Below are 16460 nucleotides of genomic sequence, written 5' to 3'. Positions count from 1 at the left end.
CATCCGCGCCGCCTTTACACCGGGAGCCACCGCCACCACACTCCACGCAATACTTGCGGATCCGCTGGGGAGGCGAGGATGCGCTGGCGTGAGCTGCTGCCCAGGGCGGGCGAGGTCCCGGGGCGGGGCAGGGCGGGGCTGACCGCCGTCGCCGCCCTGGTGCTGGGCGGTGCCGGGGCCGGGGTGTACCTGGCCTTCGCCCAGGACACCGGGATCGTGGGGCGCCAGCTCGGCGGGCGCGCGCAGCCACTGCCGTTCCCGCCCGGCACCGCGGCCACCCTGTGGTGGGACTTCGCGCTCGTCGCCGGCTACGGGCTCGCGATCGCGCTCGGCACCACCGCCGCGCTGTGGGTCTCCCAGCCGCACACCGCGACGCACGAAATCGCCCGCTTCGCGCGCATCGCCGGGCTGGTCGCGGTCGTCTCCGACGTCGTCGAGAACGCGCTCCTGCTGGCCGCCACCCGTGATCCGGACCCGGTCCTGCTGGACTTCGCCACCGCGGCCGCGGTCACCAAGTTCGCCGGCCTGCTCCCGGCGCTCCTGCTCGCCCTCTACGGCATCGCGCTCACCCTCATCCGGTGCGTCCGTCCGGTGCACCGCGACGTGCCCGGCGGCGTGTGCTCCGCCGCGCTGAAACCCGACGACCCCGACGGCGCCTGCGACGCAGGCGAGGCGACCGCGAGCACCCGCTGGCGCAACGGCTTCCGCCTGCCCCCGGGCGAACCCACCGGCGGCACCGGGTTCTGCCTGTCCGGTGGCGGGATCCGCTCGGCCAGCGTCGCGCTCGGCGCGCTGCAGCCGTTGCGGCAACGGCTGCTCGGCGCCCAGTACCTGGTGTCGGTGTCCGGCGGCGGCTACACCGCGGGCGCCCTCGTCCAGGCCCTCACCACGGCCACCGACCCGAAGCAGGCCCCGCCCGGCGAACCGGTCGCGACCCCGGAGACCGCGTTCGGCCCGGGCAGCGCTGAGGAGGACCACGTCCGGCGGCACGTCAGCTACCTGGCCAACACCCCGGCCGAACTGCTCACCGCGCTGGGGGTGCTGGCCCGGGGGCTGCTGCTGTCGCTGTTCCTCGTGTTCGCCCCGGCGGTGGTGCTGGGCGTGGTGACCGGCTGGCTGTACCGGCAGGTCCCGCTGACGGTGTTCCCCGCCGACGGCGGCTACCCCGCGCCCCGGCCGGGCGCGCTGCTCTCGCTCGGCCTGACGCTGGTGCTCGCCGCGGCGGTCTCCCTGGTGGCCCGCTGGATCCCGCCGGCCAGGCTGCTGCTGCGTCAGATCGCACGGCGCCTGTCCAGCCGGCTCGCACTGCTGGCCGCCCTCATCGCGCTGCTCGTGCTCGGCCTGCCCGCGCTGGCGTGGCTGGCCGACCGCCTGCTCACCCTGACCCCGCCCACGATCGCCCTGGGCAGCCCGTTCGTCGCGCTGCTGCTGACCTACGTGTCCACCCTGGCGACCATCGGGTGGCGCAACCGCAAGGTCGTGACCCAGGCCCGGGACTCGCTCGACGCGCTCACCGCGACCCTGCCGACCAGCCTCACCCAGCGGCTGCTGGTGATCGTCACCACCACCGTCCTCGCCCTGGCCTGGCTGCTGCTGTTCGCCGCGGTGATCACGCCGCTGGGCGAGCCGGACCTGCTGTGGGCCGCGCTGGGCCTGGTGGTCGTGCTGGTCGTGCTCGGCGGGCTGATCGACGAGACCTCGCTGAGCCTGCACCCGTTCTACCGGGAACGGCTGGCCTGCACCTTCGCCGTGCGCCGGGTGCGCCGCGGAGACGGGCAGGTCGTCGCCGCGCCCTATCCCAGCACCGAACGCAGTTCGCTGGCGACCTACGGCCGCGCGGCGGGCTTCCCGCGCGTGGTGTTCGCGGCCGCGGCGAACCTGACCGGCGAGGGCCGCACCTCCCCCGGACTCAACGCGGTCTCGTACACGATGAGCAGCGGCTGGGTCGGCGGCCCGGACGTCGGCTGGATCGAGACCGCGCACCTGCAGGAATCGGTGCCCGGCCGGTTCCAGCGCGACCTCACCGTGCAGGGCGCGGTCGCGATCAGCGGCGCGGCGTTCGCGTCGTCGATGGGCCGCGCCTCGCGCTGGTACCAGATCCTGCTCGCGCTCTCCGGCGCGCGGCTGGGCACCTGGCTGCCCAACCCGGACGTGCTGCTGCGCTGCCCGCCGCGCACCGACCGCGCCGCGTGGGCCTATCCGCCGCTGCCGCACGCCCGTCGCCTGCCCTACCTGCTGCGCGAGGTGCTGGGCATCCACTCGCACGCCGACCGGCTGCTGCACGTGACCGACGGCGGGCACTACGACAACCTGGGGCTGGTCGAGCTGTTCCGCCGCCGCTGCACGACGATCTACTGCATCGACGCCGGCGCGGACTCCCCGCCGTCGGCGAGCGGGCTGGCGTCCGCGCTCGCCCTGGCCACGCAGGAACTCGGCGTGCGGGTGCGGCTCGACGACCCGTGGCGGGCCGAGCCCGGCGGCGGCGAACCGCTCGAACCCGAGCACCCGCTGAGCGCCCTGAACAGCAGGTTGTCGGACAGCCCGGTGATCACCGGGACGATCCACTACCCGGCCGAGAGCGGGCAGGCCGGTGTGGGACGGCTGATCGTGGCGAAGGCGCTGCTGTGGCGGGACCTGCCGTACGAGCTGCTGTCCTACGCCGCGCACCACCCGGAGTTCCCCCGGGACGGCACGGGCGACCAGTTCTTCGACGACAGCAAGTTCGGGGCCTACCTCGAACTGGGGCGCCAGCTCGGCCGGTACGTGGTCAGCCACGAGCCGGCGGCGGCCGATCTGCCGGAGGTGCCGGAGGGCACGGGCGCGCCCGACGGAATCGCGCCACAGCCGGCCTGAAACCGGAACAGCGCACGACGAAACACCCGTATCCGAATCCGGATACGGGTGTTCTGGTGTTGCCGCTTGAGGAAGGACCGGGCGCGGACGGGAACTAGTACCAGTAGTTCCCGTCCGCACCCGCTCCACACCGGCCGGCTCTCAGCCGGAATCCGTCCCGGGCCATCCGGAGTGCGGTCGCACCGAGCGGAACAGGCGGCCGGACCGGGTTGAACCGAGCGTGGTTCAGTCTCAGTTGTCGGCCTCGGCGACGCACACGTCGGGGCTGTCGCCACCCTCCGTGCCGGTCACGCCGGAGACGATCGGCACCGAGAGGCCCCAGTCGTTCAGGGTCTCCTCGACCTGCACGGCGAGCACGTTGACGTTGTTGTCGCAGACGCCGACGTTGTTGTCGTTCAGCACGTCGTCGACGTTGACCAGACCCAGCTGGCCGGTGTCGCCGCCGTCGTCCCACCCTCCGCCCTGGGTGGCGAAGGCCGGGGAACCGATCATCATGAAACCGGCCGCAGCAGCGGCAACAATTGCGGACTTCTTGAGCACCTTTTCAATCCCCATCAACTCGGTTTACAGTTCCGCCGCGACGAAAACCTCCGTCGCGAGCACGGCAGACATTATCAGCCGGGGCGACGCGTCGAAAGCAAATCCGGCGCGACTTCGCCATCACCCGGACGAACGACGATTGACCTCCCGGAAAACCGTCGCGGGGACCCACATGTGGCATGCGCTGCGATTATCGGGTTGCATCCGCCGGAGACGTTTTCACTGTGAGTGAGCATCCGCTGTGGCGGCCGGTTGTACGTCGTCTAAACCCCCCGATACGGTAGAGCAGTGGATACGAGCCGTAACTCGGGAGAACCGGGAAATTAGCCCGGTAGCGTGATCTCACGGCCGTCCACCTCGGCCTGGAGCGCCGGAAGGTGGGTCCGGACCGGGTTGTGGCGCACCACGCGACGGACGTGCGCGGCAACCCGGAGACCGGTAGAATCGCGGGCACGACAAAACACCCGCATCCGAATCGGACACGGGTGTTCGTCGTTATCTACCCGAAGAAGACCGGGTGCGGACGGGAACTAGTACCAGTAGTTCCCGTCCGCACCCGTTTCACACCGGCACCGGCCAGCTCTCACCCAGAAAACCGTCCCGGGCCATCCGGAGTGCAGTCAGACCGCACCGGGACAGGTGGCCGGCCCGGGGTCGTGACGACCCTGAACCCAGTGGGATTCAGGCTCAGTTCTCGGCCTCGGCGATGCAGACGTCCGAGGTGTCGCCACCCTCGGTGTGGGTCGCGCCGGACAGGATCGGCACGGAGACGCCGAAGCCGTTCAGGGTGTCCTCCACCTGCACGGCGAGAACGTTGACGTTGTTGTCACAGACGCCGATGTTGTTGTCGTTGAGAACGTCGTCGACGTTGACCAGGCCCAGCTGGCCGGTGTCGCCGCCGTCGTCCCACCCTCCGCCCTGGGTGGCGAAGGCCGGGGAACCGATCATCATGAAACCGGCCGCAGCAGCGGCGACAATTGCGGACTTCTTGAGCACCTTTTTATTCCCCATCGACTCGATTACAGTTCCGCCGCGACGAAAACCTCCGTCACGAGCACGGCAGACGATAGCAGCCGATAAGGCCGGGCCGCAGCAATTCAGCGGACACCACCCCATCACCCGGACGAACGACGTTTGCCCTCCCGGGAAACCTCGCCCGGGCCGATGGGGGTCATGCGCTGCGATTATCCGGTCATTTCTTACCCGGAAGTTCTCACGGTGCGTGACGATGCCGGAAGGTGCGCGGTTGTACGGCGTCTAAACCCCTCGATCCGGTGGATTACCGGACACAGTACGTAGGCAAGCTCTCGGCGGACAAATAGCTCGGTAGTGTGACGTCCCGGCGTGTCACGGGTTCGCGCGATCACCGCCGAACCGCATCCGGAAGTCCCGCGCGACCAGACTGACCAGCGGACGACGCCCGGCCAGAAACGCAAGCGGCCCACCCGCGCCGACGCACCACACCGAGCGGGCCACCCCGAGCCGGGCGGCCACGCGCACCCCGCTGCGCCTGGGCCCGCGCTGCAGGACGGAAAACGCCAGCGGCACCCGCACCGGCAACACGCGCCGAGCCCGAAACCCCGCCGCGGCAAGCAGATCCCCACGGGCAGGCGCCGCCCCGGCGGCCTCCGGATCTCCACCAGCGCCGGCTTCCGCGCTCGGCCGCCCGGCCACCGGTTCCCCGCCGGCCGGGGTCTCCCCGCTCGCCTCCGGCCCGGCGAGCAGGTCCCCACCGGCAGGGCCCTCCGCATCAGCACGCGCCGCCCCGGCGGACTCCGGCCGAGCCACCGGGTCTCCACCGGCAGGCGCCTCCCCGCCGCCGCGTCCCCACCCACACGCGCCTCCGCCGTGAACTCCGGTCCGTCGGTGAGCGTGAACTCCGCCAGTTCCTTCGGGATGTGCCACAGGGCGCGACCACCGGCCAGCGAGGCCGGGCTGTCCACCCAGATGTGCGGGATCGTCACGGTGAGCCCGCCGCGCACCACCACGGTGACCATCAGCTCCCGGTAGGACAGCACACCGGGCGGCCGGTAGTCGACCCACGCGGCGAGCACGAGCGCCCGCCCGGCCACCACCAGTGGCCGCACACCCGGTGGCAGCTCCGGCAGTTCCCGGACGGGCACCGCCCACGCGGAGACGTGCAGGTGGCCGCGCAGGTCCCACGGCTCGGGCGGGTAGTCGATCGATTCGGACATCGGGCGGACCTCACATCGGATCGGGACGACGGGACGGACGCGGCTCCCGCGCGGACGGGACCCGCGCGCGCACTCCGCCCGGACTGCCGGGGGGACGCCTGGAGTGCGGGGCACCCCCGCCCGGAGGGGGCGGCACGCCCGGAGGGGGCGGCACGCCCGGAGTGCGGGCGGCACGCGGGGCGAGCGGGCACCCGCCTGGGGAGTGGGATGACACGCCCGGGTGGCGGGACGGTATGCCCGGCATGCGAGCGGCACGCCCGGCGCCCTGGAGAGGCGGAAGCACGCACCGGCTCAAACCGGTGTTACCGGCAGCCTCAGGGCGCCGGGCGCGGCCTCGGGCACCACCGGGTTCTTCGGCGCCACCGGGGTCAGCCGGGCGTACGGGGCGCCCAGCGGCGGGCGCGGATCGGGCTCGCCCTTGTTCGGCCACAGCGCCATCGCCCGTTCGGCCTGGGCGGTGATCGTCAGGGACGGGTTCACTCCCAGGTTCGCCGAGATCGCCGAACCGTCCACCACGTGCAGGCCCGGGTGGCCGTACAGCCGCTGGTAGGCGTCCACCACCCCGGTCTCCGGGGAGTCGCCGATCGCGCAGCCTCCGATGAAGTGCCCGGTCAGCGGGATGTTCGCGAAGTCGGTCCAGGCGCCCTGCGGCACCCCGTCGATCTTGGCCGCCACCCGCCGCGCGACCTCGTGCCCGGCCGGGATCCACGTCGGGTTCGGGGCACCGTCACCCTGGCGCGTCGTCATCCGGCGGCCGAACAGGCCCCGCCGCGTGTACGTGGTGACCGAGTTGTCCAGGCTCTGCATCACCAGCAGCCCCACCATCTGCTCCGACCACCGCCGCGGGTTCAGCAGGCGCGGCAGCTCGCGCCGGTGCCGGACGAGCTCCCGCAGGCCCAGCACCCACCGCCGCCGCCCGTCCGCGCCGTCCACCAGCACGGTGGCGAGCAGGCTCATCAGGTTGCTGCCCTTGCCGTACCGCACCGGCTCCACGTGCGTGACCTCGTCCGGGTGCATCGACGACGTGATCGCCACCCCGTCGGTGTAGTCGGCGTCCCTGTCACGGGATCGCACGGCCAGGATCGCCTCGGAGTTGGTCCGCGACAGGTACCCCAGCCGCCGCGAGATCCGCGGCAGCGAGCCGCGGTCGCGCAGCCGGTGCAGCAGCCGTTGCGTGCCCAGCGCCGACGCGGCGAACACGACCTGCTCGCACGTGAACGTCCGGCGCCGCCCGCGCGAGCCGGTCCGGACCGTCGTCACCCGGTAGCCGCCGCCGGGCCGCGGGCGAACGTCCACCACCGTCGTCAGCGGGTGCACCCGCGCCCCCGCCCGCTCGGCTAGGTGCAGGTAGTTCTTGACCAGCGTGTTCTTCGCGCCGTGCCGGCAGCCGGTCATGCACGATCCGCAGTGCGTGCAGGCGCGCCGGGCCGGGCCGGCGCCGCCGAAGAACGGGTCCGGCACCTCCTGCCCGGGCTTGCGGCCACCGGTCGCGAACAGCACCCCGACCGGCGTCGGCCGGACCGTGTGCCCGATGCCCATGTCCTCGGCCACCTCGCGCAGCACCCGGTCGGCGCGCGTGGTGCCCGGGTACTCGGTGACCCCGAGCATCCGCTTGGCCTGGTCGTAGTAGGGCGCCAGCTCGGCGCGCCAGTCGGTGATGTGCGCCCACTGCGCGTCCTCGTAGAACGGCCGCGGCGGCTCGTACAGCGTGTTGGCGTAGACCAGCGACCCGCCGCCGACTCCGCTGCCGCTGAGGACGAACGTGTCCCGCAGCAGGGTCAGCCGCTGGATGCCGAAGCAGCCCAGCGCGGGCGCCCACAGGTACTTCCGCAGGCGCCACGAGGTCTTGGCGAACTCGTCGTCGGCGAACCGGCGGCCCGCCTCCAGCACCCCGACCCGGTAGCCCTTCTCCGTCAGGCGCAGCGCGCTCACGCTGCCCCCGAAACCCGAGCCGATCACCACCACGTCGTAGTCCAGCTCGCCGGTCATGCGCCGCCCCCTCCCGCCGTGATCGCGCGGTAGTCGCCCAGATCCAGGGCCCGGGTCCGCAACCGGTACTGGGTGACCGTGCCGGGCCAGTTGTTGACGATCCGGCCCGCCTCGTTGCGGTACCAGCTGGAGCAACGGGTCCACACCGACCGGCCGAGCTTGCGCTGCAGCACGGTGTCGAAGCGGGCGGCGACCTCGGGCTTGACGTCGAGCGCCACCCCCGGCCTGCCCGCCAGCGCCCGCACCGCCTGCACGATGTAGCGGGCCTGCGATTCGAGCATGGCGACGATCGAGTTGCCACCCAGGTTGGTGTTCGGGCCGTAGACCAGGAAGAGATTCGGAAACCCCGGCACCGTCATACCGAGGTAGGCCCACGCGCCGTCGCGCCAGGTGCCGGCCAGGTCCGCGCCGCCGCGGCCGCGCACCGTCATCGGCGCCAGGAAGTCGGTGGCGCGGAACCCGGTGCCGTAGATCAGGGCGTCCGCCTCGTGCACCACGCCGTCGGCGGTGCGCACGCCCTCGGGCACGATCTCGACGATCTTCTCCGTCTCCACCGACACGTTCGGCCGGGTCAGGGCCGGGTAGTAGTCGTTGGAGAACAACGCGCGCTTGCACCCGGGGTCGTAGTCCGGGGTGAGCTTGGCGCGCAGCTCCGGGTCCGGCACCTGGCTCTCGCGGTGCCGGTTCGCCAGCCGTTCCAGGTACCGGCGCACCAGCGGGAGATCGACGAGCCCGAGCGAGAGGAACTCGCAGATCAGCCAGATGCGGAACCGCTCGATCTTCTGGGTGACCGGCAGGCGGCGGAACAGCGCGCGGTGCCACCGCCGGTACGCCACGTCGTTCTTGGGCACGATCCACGGCGCCGAGCGCTGGAACACCGTGACGTGCCCCGCGATCCGCTGCAGCCGGGGCACGAACTGGATCGCGCTCGCGCCGGTGCCGATCACGGCCACCCGCTTGCCGGCGAGGTCGGCCTGGTGGTCCCAGGCCGCGGAGTGGAAGGCCGGTCCGCGGAAGGACTCGCGGCCGGCGATGTCGGGCAGCGCCGGGCGGGACAGCTGCCCCACCGCGGGCACCAGGACGTCGGCCTCGAGCACCTCGCCGGCCTCGGTGCGCACCCGCCACCGGCCGGTGCTCTCGTCGAACTCGGCCCCGGCCACGCCGGTGCCGAACCGGATCCGGCCGGTCACCCCGTACTCGCGGGCGACGTCCTCGAGGTAGGTCTTGATGTCGGCCTGCAGGGAGAACCGCATCGGCCAGTCGGGGTTGGGCCGGTGGGAGAAGGAGTACAGCGGCGACGGGATGTCGCAGCCGGCGCCGGGGTAGGTGTTCTCCCGCCACACCCCGCCGATCTCGTCCGCTCGCTCCAGGATCGTGAAGTCACCGAAACCCGCGCGGACCAGTTCGGTCGCGACGGCCAGGCCGCCGAAACCGGCGCCGATGATCAGGACGGACGGCGGTCGGGGTGCGGTGCTGCGTGCCATGCTGCTCCTCGGCGGTGAGTGGGGCTACTCCACAGTAAGTGCTCGCGGTCACTTCCCCACAGAGACCACCGGCCAGAAAACCGAGATTTTCGGCCACCCCCGCCCGCGTACCGCCGACCGGCGGAATCCATACTTCCGGCCATGGCTCAGCTCCTGCCGGTCGCCGTCCGTGACTGGGACTTCCCGCGCGGGGTCGCCAGCGTCGCGCTGCTCGTGCGGTTCGGGGCCGAGCGCGGGGTGCCCCGCGACGCCCTGCTGCGCGGCACCGGGCTGCCGCCGTCGCGCCTGGACGACCCGGCGGCGCAGGTCGACGCCCACCAGGAGCTGACGGTCGCGCGCAACCTCGTCCGGGAACTCGGCGACCCGCCGGGCCTGGGGCTGGAGGCCGGGGTGCGGTACCGGGTCACCACGTTCGGCGTGTTCGGGTTCGCCTGCATCAGCAGCCCGACCCTGCGGGACGCGATCACCTTCGCCCTGCGCTACCTCGACCTCAGCTTCATCTTCTGCCTCCCGGTGGTCGAGCTGGCCGACGACGAGCTGCGGTTCGAGCTGCGGGACGACGGCCTGCCGCACGACGTGCGCCGGTTCCTGCTGGAGCGCGACATCACTGCCATCCACACGGTGATGCACGACCTGCTGCCCGGTGGTCTGCACGTCCGGCGCCTGCAGTTCCGCTTTCCCGCGCCACCCGATCCGGCCCGCTACGCGGAGGTGTTCGGGTTCCGTCCGGCGTTCGGCGCGCCCGCGCACCACGTCGCCATCGACGCCGCGTCCCTGGGGCAGCCGCTGCCGCAGGCCAGCGCGCACACCGTCGCGTTGTGCGAGGCGCAGTGCCGCGAGCTGGTCAGCCGCCGCCGGGCCCGCTCCGGCATCGCGCACCAGGTGCGGGACAAGCTGATCCGCGTCGGCGGCACGCTCGCGATGGAAGACGTGGCGCGGGAGCTGAACATCAGCACGCGCACGCTGCGGCGGCGGCTGGAGGACGCGGGCACCAGTTTCCGCGGTCTGCTCGACGAGGTCCGGCAGGCGCTGGCCGAGGAGATGCTCGCGACCGGCGCGCTGTCCGTGGAGGACGTGGCGCTGCGGCTGGGGTACGCGGAGGCGTCCAGTTTCATCTACGCGTTCCGCCGCTGGACCGGCACCACCCCGGCGCGGTACCTGCGGGCCGGGAAACGGGCCTGACTTTTCGTCCGGTTTCGACGGTGCGACACGGCTGTCAGGTGTCAACCACGCGATTCCGGGGTAGATCAAGGGTCTCTTCAGCTGCGAGGAGGCCGCACATGTTGACGCTGCTCCAGCCCGCGCGCGAAGCGGGCGAAACGATCCGCACGGCGACCCGCGAGCACCTGTTGCTGGCGCTGCTGGACATCCCGCGACTACTGCGTCATCCGATCTGGCGGCCGGAGGATCCGGACGAGGGCGCCGGGCTGGGCGTGGTGCTGGTGCCCGGTTTCGGTTTCGGCGATCGCAGCCTGACCCTGGCCGGCGCGTGGCTGAAAGCGCGTGGCTACCGGCCGTCCGGGTCACGGATCGGTCTCAACGTCGGGTGCACCACGGAGCTGGTCGACCGGATCGAGGCGCGGCTGGAGCGGCACGCCGAGGACACCGGCGGCCGCGTCGTCCTCATCGGGCAGAGCCGCGGCGGCTGGCTGGCGCGGCTGGCCGCGATCCGCCGGCCGGATCTGGTGCGCGGACTGGTGATGCTGGGCAGCCCGGTGCTCGATCCGCTCGGCGCGCACCCGAAGGTGGTGCGCGTGGCCCGCCTCCTCGCCCGTCTGTCCACTTTGGGCGTTCCCGGCCTGATGGACCCGGACTGCTTCACCGGCTCGTGCTACGACGAGAACATGAAGTCGCTGGCCGCTCCCCTGCCGCCGGAAGTGCCCGCGCTGGCGGTGTACTCGCGCGCGGACACGATCGCGCCGTGGCAGCTGTGCCAGGACCCCTACGCCGAGTGCGTCGAGGTCCGCAGCACGCACACCGGGATGGGCCTGGACCCGGACTTCTACGTCGCCGCCGCGCCGCGCCTGGCGCGCTGGGCGCGGGCCGGGGACACCGCGGAGCTGTCGCGGGCGAGCTGAGCCGGTCCGGCAGGATCGGGGCATGACGGAATGGGCACGCGCGATCGGCACGGGGTGGGTCCTGGACGGGCCGGTGACGGGTCCGGACACCGACGAGTTCGCCGACCCCGGCGAGATCACGGCGGCGCTGACCGCCGCGCCGGGTGATTCGCTGCTGGCGGTGCAACACCCGCACCGCAGGCCGGGCGGCACCACGCTGCGGGAAGCGCTGCCCGCGGCGCGGGCGATGCTGGACCGGTTGCGGGAGCGGGACTACCGGCCGGTGCGCGACGTCGTGGCGCCCTACCGGATCGCCGGGCGCGACGGGACCGCGGCGGGGGTGCTGTGCCTGGTCGATCCGTCGGCGGTCGGGGCGCGGATCCGGCACGGCGAGGAGGTCTACGCCGGTGTGGTCGCGGAACGCGCCGCCGCCCTGCGAGCGCTGGGCTGCGCGACCAGCGCGGCGATGCTGGTGCCGGTCTCCGGCGCGGGCCTCACGTCCGCCGCGCTCGGCGCGATGCGCGGGAACCCCGCCGTGGACGTGACCGACCGCGCCGGCCGCTCGCACCGGTTGTGGCTGACGGGTCCCGGCGCCGAGCAGGACCGGCTGCTCGACGCGGTGCGCGCCGCTCCGCTGCTGGTGGCCGACGGCAACCACCGGGTCGCCGGGCACCCCGCTTCTGGCGCTGGTGACGGCGGGACCGGACCTGCGCATCGGCGCGATCCACCGCACGATCAGCGGCACCGGCCTGACGGCGCCCGATCTGGCGTCCGCGTGGCGCGCCGCGGGCCTGGCGGTCCGCGAGGTGTCCGAAGTGGACGCTCCGGCCCCGGGCACGGTCGCGGTCACCGCCCGCGGCGGCGCGCTGGTGGTCGGACTGCCAGGCGGGCCCGTCCACGCCGTGGTGGAGAACCTGCTGCTGGCGCGGGCGCTCGGCCTGGACCCGGAGGGCCCGCACGTGCACGCGCTACCCGGCGGGCACGCTCCCGGACCGGGGACGGACGCCGTACTGCGTCTGGCGGCCGTCCCGCTGTCCGAAGTGCTCGCCGCACACGCCCAGGGCCGCCGGATGCCGCGCAAGAGCACGTACTTCACCCCGAAACCGCGCAGCGGCCTGCTGCTGGCCGCGCTGGAGGCGTGACTCAGACCGGCACCGGCCCGTCCGCCCGCAGCGACCCGGCGCCGTGCACGCACCGGCCGCCCACGAAGGTCGCCAGCACGCCGATCTCGCTGATCCGCGCGCTGGGCACCGTCGTCGGGTCGTCGTCCAGCAGCACCATGTCCGCGCGCAGCCCCGCGGCGAGCCGGCCGCGTTCGTGTTCCTGGTGCGAGGCCCACGCCGGGTGCGCGGTGCAGGAACGCAACGCTTCGGTGGCGTCCACCCGCTCGTCCGGGCTCAGCACGACCCCGGCGCTGGTGGTCCGCTCGACCATGGACCGCAGGCCGGCCAGCGGCGCGCCCACCCCGACGCAGGGCCGGTCGGAGCTGCCCGGCACCCGCAACCCGGCGTCCACAAAGGACTGGTGCCGGTACAGCCACGGCACCCGCGCCGGCCCGAGCGCCTCGGCCATCGTGTCGCCGATCTCGTACAGGAACCGCGCCTGCGGCACCGGGACCACGCCGAGCGCGACCAGCCGCGGCAGCTGGTCCGGGCGCACCATCGCGGCGTGCTCGATGCGGTGGCGCACGTCCGGGCGCGGCAGCACCCGCTGCGCCTCCTCGAACGCGTCCAGCGTCAGGTCGATCGCCCGGTCGCCGATGGCGTGCGCGGCCACCCGCCAGCCGCTGCGGTGCGCGGCGATGATCGCCTCCCGCAGCACCTTCGGATCGTCCTGCAGCACCCCGAGGCCGCCGTGCGAGCAGAACGGTTCGGTCAGGGCGGCGGTGCGGCTGCTCAGCGCGCCGTCGGTGAAGATCTTCATCGGCCCCAGCCGCAGGAACTCGTCGCCGAACCCGCTGCGCAGCCCCAGGTCCACGCCGACCGATCCGGTGTCGGCGGGGTTGCCGCCGAGCGGGTGCAGCACCTCGCTGGCCGGCATCAGCTCGACCCGCAACGGCAGCGCCCCGCGCTCCCGCGCCAGGTGGTAGGCCGACGCCTCGGCCGGGCTGTGCCCGATCCAGCCGCCGCCGATCCCGGCCTCGGTCACCGCGGTCAGCCCCTCGGTGACGTACACCTTCGCGGCGCGCTCGATCGCGGCCGCCAGCTCCTCCACCGGATACGGCTTGACCAGGGCGTCCACCAGCTGCTGGGCCTGCTCGGCGAGCAGCCCGGTCGGCGCGCCGTCGTCGTCGCGGGCCACGACGCCGCCCTCCGGCACGCGCGCCGACCCGTCGAGCACCCCGGCCTGGGCGAGGATCGCCGAGCTGACCGTGCACATGTGGGCGGAGCGGTGCTTGAGCCACACCGGCCGCCCGCCGCCGGCGCGGTCCAGCGCGGCGCGGTCCGGGTGCCCGCCCAGCACGAAGTCGTCGTACTTCGAGCCGATCACCCACGCGTCGGCGGGCAGCTCGGCGGCCCGGGCGGCGACCGTGTCGTACAGCTCGTCCAGCGTCCGGCACACGGACAGGTCGATCTCGGCCAGCGACAGGCCGTACCAGACCATGTGGTTGTGCGCGTCGGCGAACCCCGGCGTGAGCACCGCGCCGTCCCCGTCGACCACGGTCCGCGCGGGCAGCCCCGCGACCTCCTCGTCGACCCCGACGATCCGCCCGTGCAGCACGCCCACGGTGTGCGCGCGGGGACGCTCGTCGGACACGGTCAGCGCACGGACGTTGCGCACCAGCAGGTCGAGCACGGGGAATCCTCTCGGTTCGGCAGCCCTTCCCCCGCAGACTAGGGGGCCGGGCCGCCGGATCGCACGCACCAGCGCCGAGCCGTATAGGTCGTTATACGCAGGTCCGGGCCTCGCGGTAGGCGTCGACCGCAGCTCCTCGAGATCGTCCACAGGCAGGCCCATCGCGTCTCCGGCCTGGAACCCGCCGCGCAGGCCTTCGCCGAGGCCACCGGCACGCTGCCGGTCCTCTACATCCACGGGGCGGGCTGGGTGTTCGGCAACGCGCACACCCACGACCGGCTGATCCGCGAGATCGCCGCCGGCCCCGGCGCGGCGGTTGTCTTCCCGGACTACGACCGCTCCCCCGAGGCGCGCCACCCGGTCGCGCTCGAGCAGAACTACGCGGCGGCCCGGTGGATCGTGGCGCACGGCGCGGAGCACGACCTGGACGCGAGCCGCCTGGCGATCGCCGGTGACTCGGGGGGTGGGAACACGACCGCGGCCGTGACGATCCTGGCCAAGCAGCGCGGCGACGTGACCTTCCGCCGGCAGGTGCTGTTCTACCCGGTCACCGACGCGAGTTTCGACACCGGCTCCTACCGGCAGTTCGCCACCGGCTACTTCCTCGCCCGCGACGGCACGACGTGGGGACCCGGCCCCGCGCGGAGATCACCGCCTCACCGCTGCGGGCGAGCCTGGACGAGCTGGCCGGCCTGCCGCCGGCGCTGGTGATCACCGCCGAGGCCGACGTGCTCCGCGACGAGGGCGAGGCGTATGCGAAGAGCGTCATCCACGACTTCGTAATGCTCAACGCGCTGCGCGGGACCAACGCCGCGGAAGCCGCGATCGACCAGGCGGTCGCGGTGCTGAAGCAGGCCCTGCGGGACTGATCCCCGACGGGGCAGCCGCCCCGCCAGGCCGGGTGCCGGCTTCGCCACTGGCGCGGAGCAGGCGCTCAGCCGCTCCGGTCGGTCGCCGCGATGACCCGTGCCAGCGCGGCGTGCAGCTGCTCCAGCTCGGCGACCTCCATCCCGAGCGTCTCCACCACCCGGTACGGGATCTTCTCGGCTTCGGCGCGCAGGGCGCGGCCGGACTCGGTCAGGTCGACCGTCAGCGCCCGCTCGTCGGAGCGGTTGCGTTCCCGCGTCAGGTAGCCCAGCGCCTCCAGTCGCTTGAGCAGGGGCGACAGCGTGGCGGGTTCCTGGCGCAGGGTCTCGGACAGGTCCTTCACCGACCGCGGCGCGCGGTCCCACAGCGCGAGCAGCACCAGGTACTGCGGGTGCGTGAGGCCGTAGGGCTTGAGCAGCGGCCGGTAGATCCCGATGACGCTGCGGGAGGCCACGGACAGGGCGAAGCACACCTGCCGGTCCAGCGCCAGCGGGTCCTCGCCCAGGTCGATCGCGGTCATGTGGCCCAGCCTACTCCCGTCGCAGTGCACTGATATTTAACGCATTAACTTTCAGGGTACTGTCGAAGGCGTGACCGAGCGCCGACGCCCCCATCCCCTCCAGTGGCTGTGGTACGCCCTCGGCGGCCGCCTCCCGGAGGCGCACCGCTCCTGGGTCCTGCACGACGTGACCGCCAAGACCTGGCTGTGGCGGCACGCGGCCCGGGCCTCGGTGCTGCTCCTGCCGCTGATGCTGGTCTGGTTGCTGCTGCCGGGCCCGCTCACGCTGCGGCTGAGCCTGGTGCTCATGGCGGGGCTCGTCGGGTTCTTCTACTCGCTGGTCTACGCCGAGGAAAGCGGCGAGAACCGGCTCCGCAAGCACGGCTACCCGTACGGCACCGGACGCCGGACCCGCGCCGCGGCGAGGGACGAGGCCGAGCGCGAGGTCAAGGAGCGCTACATCGCGCGCTACCGCTCACCGGAGTGAGCGGTAGCGCCCGTACCGCGCCGCGGCGAGCCGGCCGGCTCGCTCGCGGTCTAGACCTCGATCGCCCGGTGGGCGCGGCGCAGCTGCAGGCCGAACCAGAGCGCGCCGGCGCCGCGCAGCACCAGGGCGATGCCGAGCCAGATCGCGAGCGTGAGGATCGTCAGGTCCGGCCAGACCAGGGCCACCACGCCGATCAGCAGCGTGACCACGCCCAGGCCGAGCCACAGGCCCCACATCGGCAGGCGCCGCCGCCACGCCAGGGCCGCCGCGATCTGCCCGGCACCGGCCACCACGAACCCGATGCCGACCACCACCGCCAGCGTGAGCAGGGTGATCCCCGGCCAGGCGAGCGCGATCACCCCGACCGCGATCCAGACGGCGCCGAGCAGGTAGGACGGCCAGCGCGTGCGGTGAGGATCTCGTCGATGCCCTCGAACAGCAACGCGATCGCGACGATCACGGCCAGCGTCCCCACCGCGACGGCCAGGTTCACCAGCAGGAGCACCCCGAGCACCGCGGTGGCGGCGCCGAGCAGGGCGACCATCCACCACCGCCCGGTCACCCGCCGCAGCTCGCGGCCCACCCCGGCACCGGAGATCACCCGGAACGCCCCGTAGGGCTGATCGGCGGCCATGCCCGCTCCCTTCCCGCGATTCCCGGATCACGGTAAGCGCCGCCGGCACCGGCCGCACT

13 protein-coding genes and 3 pseudogenes are annotated in these 16460 nt (G+C 73.1%); 6 read left to right on the top strand and 10 right to left on the bottom strand.

The window, feature by feature from the left end; translation table 11 throughout:
* Positions 1–78 precede the first annotated feature (78 nt).
* Positions 79–2853: a hypothetical protein gene (locus tag L1857_RS19590; protein ID WP_249465823.1), complete on the top strand. Its 2775-nt coding sequence runs from the start codon at positions 79–81 to the stop codon at positions 2851–2853.
* 231 nt (positions 2854–3084) lie between these two features.
* Here L1857_RS19590 and L1857_RS19585 read toward each other — a convergent pair whose 3' ends face one another.
* From L1857_RS19585 to L1857_RS19560, 6 genes and pseudogenes are all read right to left on the bottom strand, one after another.
* A complete protein-coding gene (locus L1857_RS19585; protein WP_167481489.1) occupies positions 3085–3393 on the bottom strand; it encodes a hypothetical protein in 309 nt (102 codons plus the stop codon).
* 687 nt (positions 3394–4080) lie between these two features.
* Positions 4081–4389 carry a hypothetical protein gene (locus L1857_RS19580; protein WP_167481490.1) on the bottom strand — a complete coding sequence of 103 codons (309 nt, stop codon included), beginning with the start codon at positions 4387–4389 and terminating at the stop codon, positions 4081–4083.
* Between the two features lie 351 nt (positions 4390–4740).
* Positions 4741–5181 carry a hypothetical protein gene (locus L1857_RS19575; RefSeq protein ID WP_249467551.1) on the bottom strand — a complete coding sequence of 147 codons (441 nt, stop codon included), beginning with the start codon at positions 5179–5181 and terminating at the stop codon, positions 4741–4743.
* 92 nt (positions 5182–5273) lie between these two features.
* A pseudogene (locus L1857_RS19570) lies at positions 5274–5588 on the bottom strand (acetoacetate decarboxylase family protein); the annotation flags it as partial.
* A gap of 291 nt (positions 5589–5879) precedes the next feature.
* Positions 5880–7577, bottom strand: coding sequence for an FAD-dependent oxidoreductase (locus L1857_RS19565; RefSeq protein WP_167481488.1), 1698 nt, complete (start codon positions 7575–7577; stop codon positions 5880–5882).
* On the bottom strand, positions 7574–9061 hold the full coding sequence (locus tag L1857_RS19560; RefSeq protein ID WP_094003080.1) for a flavin-containing monooxygenase: 1488 nt from the start codon (positions 9059–9061) through the stop codon (positions 7574–7576). The genes L1857_RS19565 and L1857_RS19560 overlap by 4 nt, the downstream gene beginning before the upstream one ends.
* A gap of 141 nt (positions 9062–9202) precedes the next feature.
* On the opposite strand from L1857_RS19560, the gene L1857_RS19555 reads away from it, so the two are divergent.
* From L1857_RS19555 to L1857_RS19545, 3 genes and pseudogenes are all read left to right on the top strand, one after another.
* Positions 9203–10243 carry an AraC family transcriptional regulator gene (locus tag L1857_RS19555; RefSeq protein WP_249465821.1) on the top strand — a complete coding sequence of 347 codons (1041 nt, stop codon included), beginning with the start codon at positions 9203–9205 and terminating at the stop codon, positions 10241–10243.
* A gap of 98 nt (positions 10244–10341) precedes the next feature.
* Positions 10342–11139, top strand: a complete 798-nt coding sequence (locus L1857_RS19550; RefSeq protein ID WP_094003082.1) for an alpha/beta fold hydrolase — start codon at positions 10342–10344, stop codon at positions 11137–11139.
* Between the two features lie 22 nt (positions 11140–11161).
* Positions 11162–12260 (top strand): annotated as a pseudogene (locus L1857_RS19545) (DUF1015 family protein).
* Position 12261: 1 nt separating this feature from the next.
* On the opposite strand, the gene L1857_RS19540 reads toward L1857_RS19545, so the two are convergent.
* The gene (locus L1857_RS19540; protein ID WP_249465818.1) at positions 12262–13914 is read right to left on the bottom strand and encodes an amidohydrolase; all 1653 of its coding nucleotides are present in this window, start codon (positions 13912–13914) and stop codon (positions 12262–12264) included.
* Between the two features lie 198 nt (positions 13915–14112).
* Between L1857_RS19540 and L1857_RS19535 the strand changes: the two are divergent.
* Positions 14113–14783 (top strand): annotated as a pseudogene (locus tag L1857_RS19535) (alpha/beta hydrolase); the annotation flags it as partial.
* Positions 14784–14848: 65 nt separating this feature from the next.
* On the opposite strand, the gene L1857_RS19530 reads toward L1857_RS19535, so the two are convergent.
* Positions 14849–15301, bottom strand: coding sequence for a MarR family winged helix-turn-helix transcriptional regulator (locus L1857_RS19530; RefSeq protein WP_094003086.1), 453 nt, complete (start codon positions 15299–15301; stop codon positions 14849–14851).
* Between the two features lie 70 nt (positions 15302–15371).
* On the opposite strand from L1857_RS19530, the gene L1857_RS19525 reads away from it, so the two are divergent.
* A complete protein-coding gene (locus tag L1857_RS19525; protein WP_094003087.1) occupies positions 15372–15767 on the top strand; it encodes a DUF5313 family protein in 396 nt (131 codons plus the stop codon).
* Between the two features lie 50 nt (positions 15768–15817).
* Here the strand turns inward: L1857_RS19525 and L1857_RS19520 are convergent, their stop codons facing one another.
* Together L1857_RS19520 and L1857_RS19515 are read right to left on the bottom strand one after the other, a co-directional pair.
* Entirely contained in the window at positions 15818–16126 is a 309-nt protein-coding gene (locus L1857_RS19520) for an HdeD family acid-resistance protein (protein WP_240323369.1), read from the bottom strand.
* Complete coding sequence (locus L1857_RS19515; protein WP_240323368.1) at positions 16123–16401, bottom strand: hypothetical protein; 279 nt, start codon at positions 16399–16401, stop codon at positions 16123–16125. Before L1857_RS19515 ends, L1857_RS19520 begins: the two co-directional genes overlap by 4 nt.
* Between the last annotated feature and the right edge of the window lie 59 nt (positions 16402–16460).

This window comes from Amycolatopsis thermalba (genome assembly GCF_023376025.1).
In the GTDB taxonomy this organism is placed as follows: Bacteria; Actinomycetota; Actinomycetes; order Mycobacteriales; family Pseudonocardiaceae; genus Amycolatopsis_E; species Amycolatopsis_E thermalba.
The sequence above is the reverse complement of the archived record's forward strand: the minus strand, read 5'-3'. Positions and strand labels throughout refer to the sequence as shown.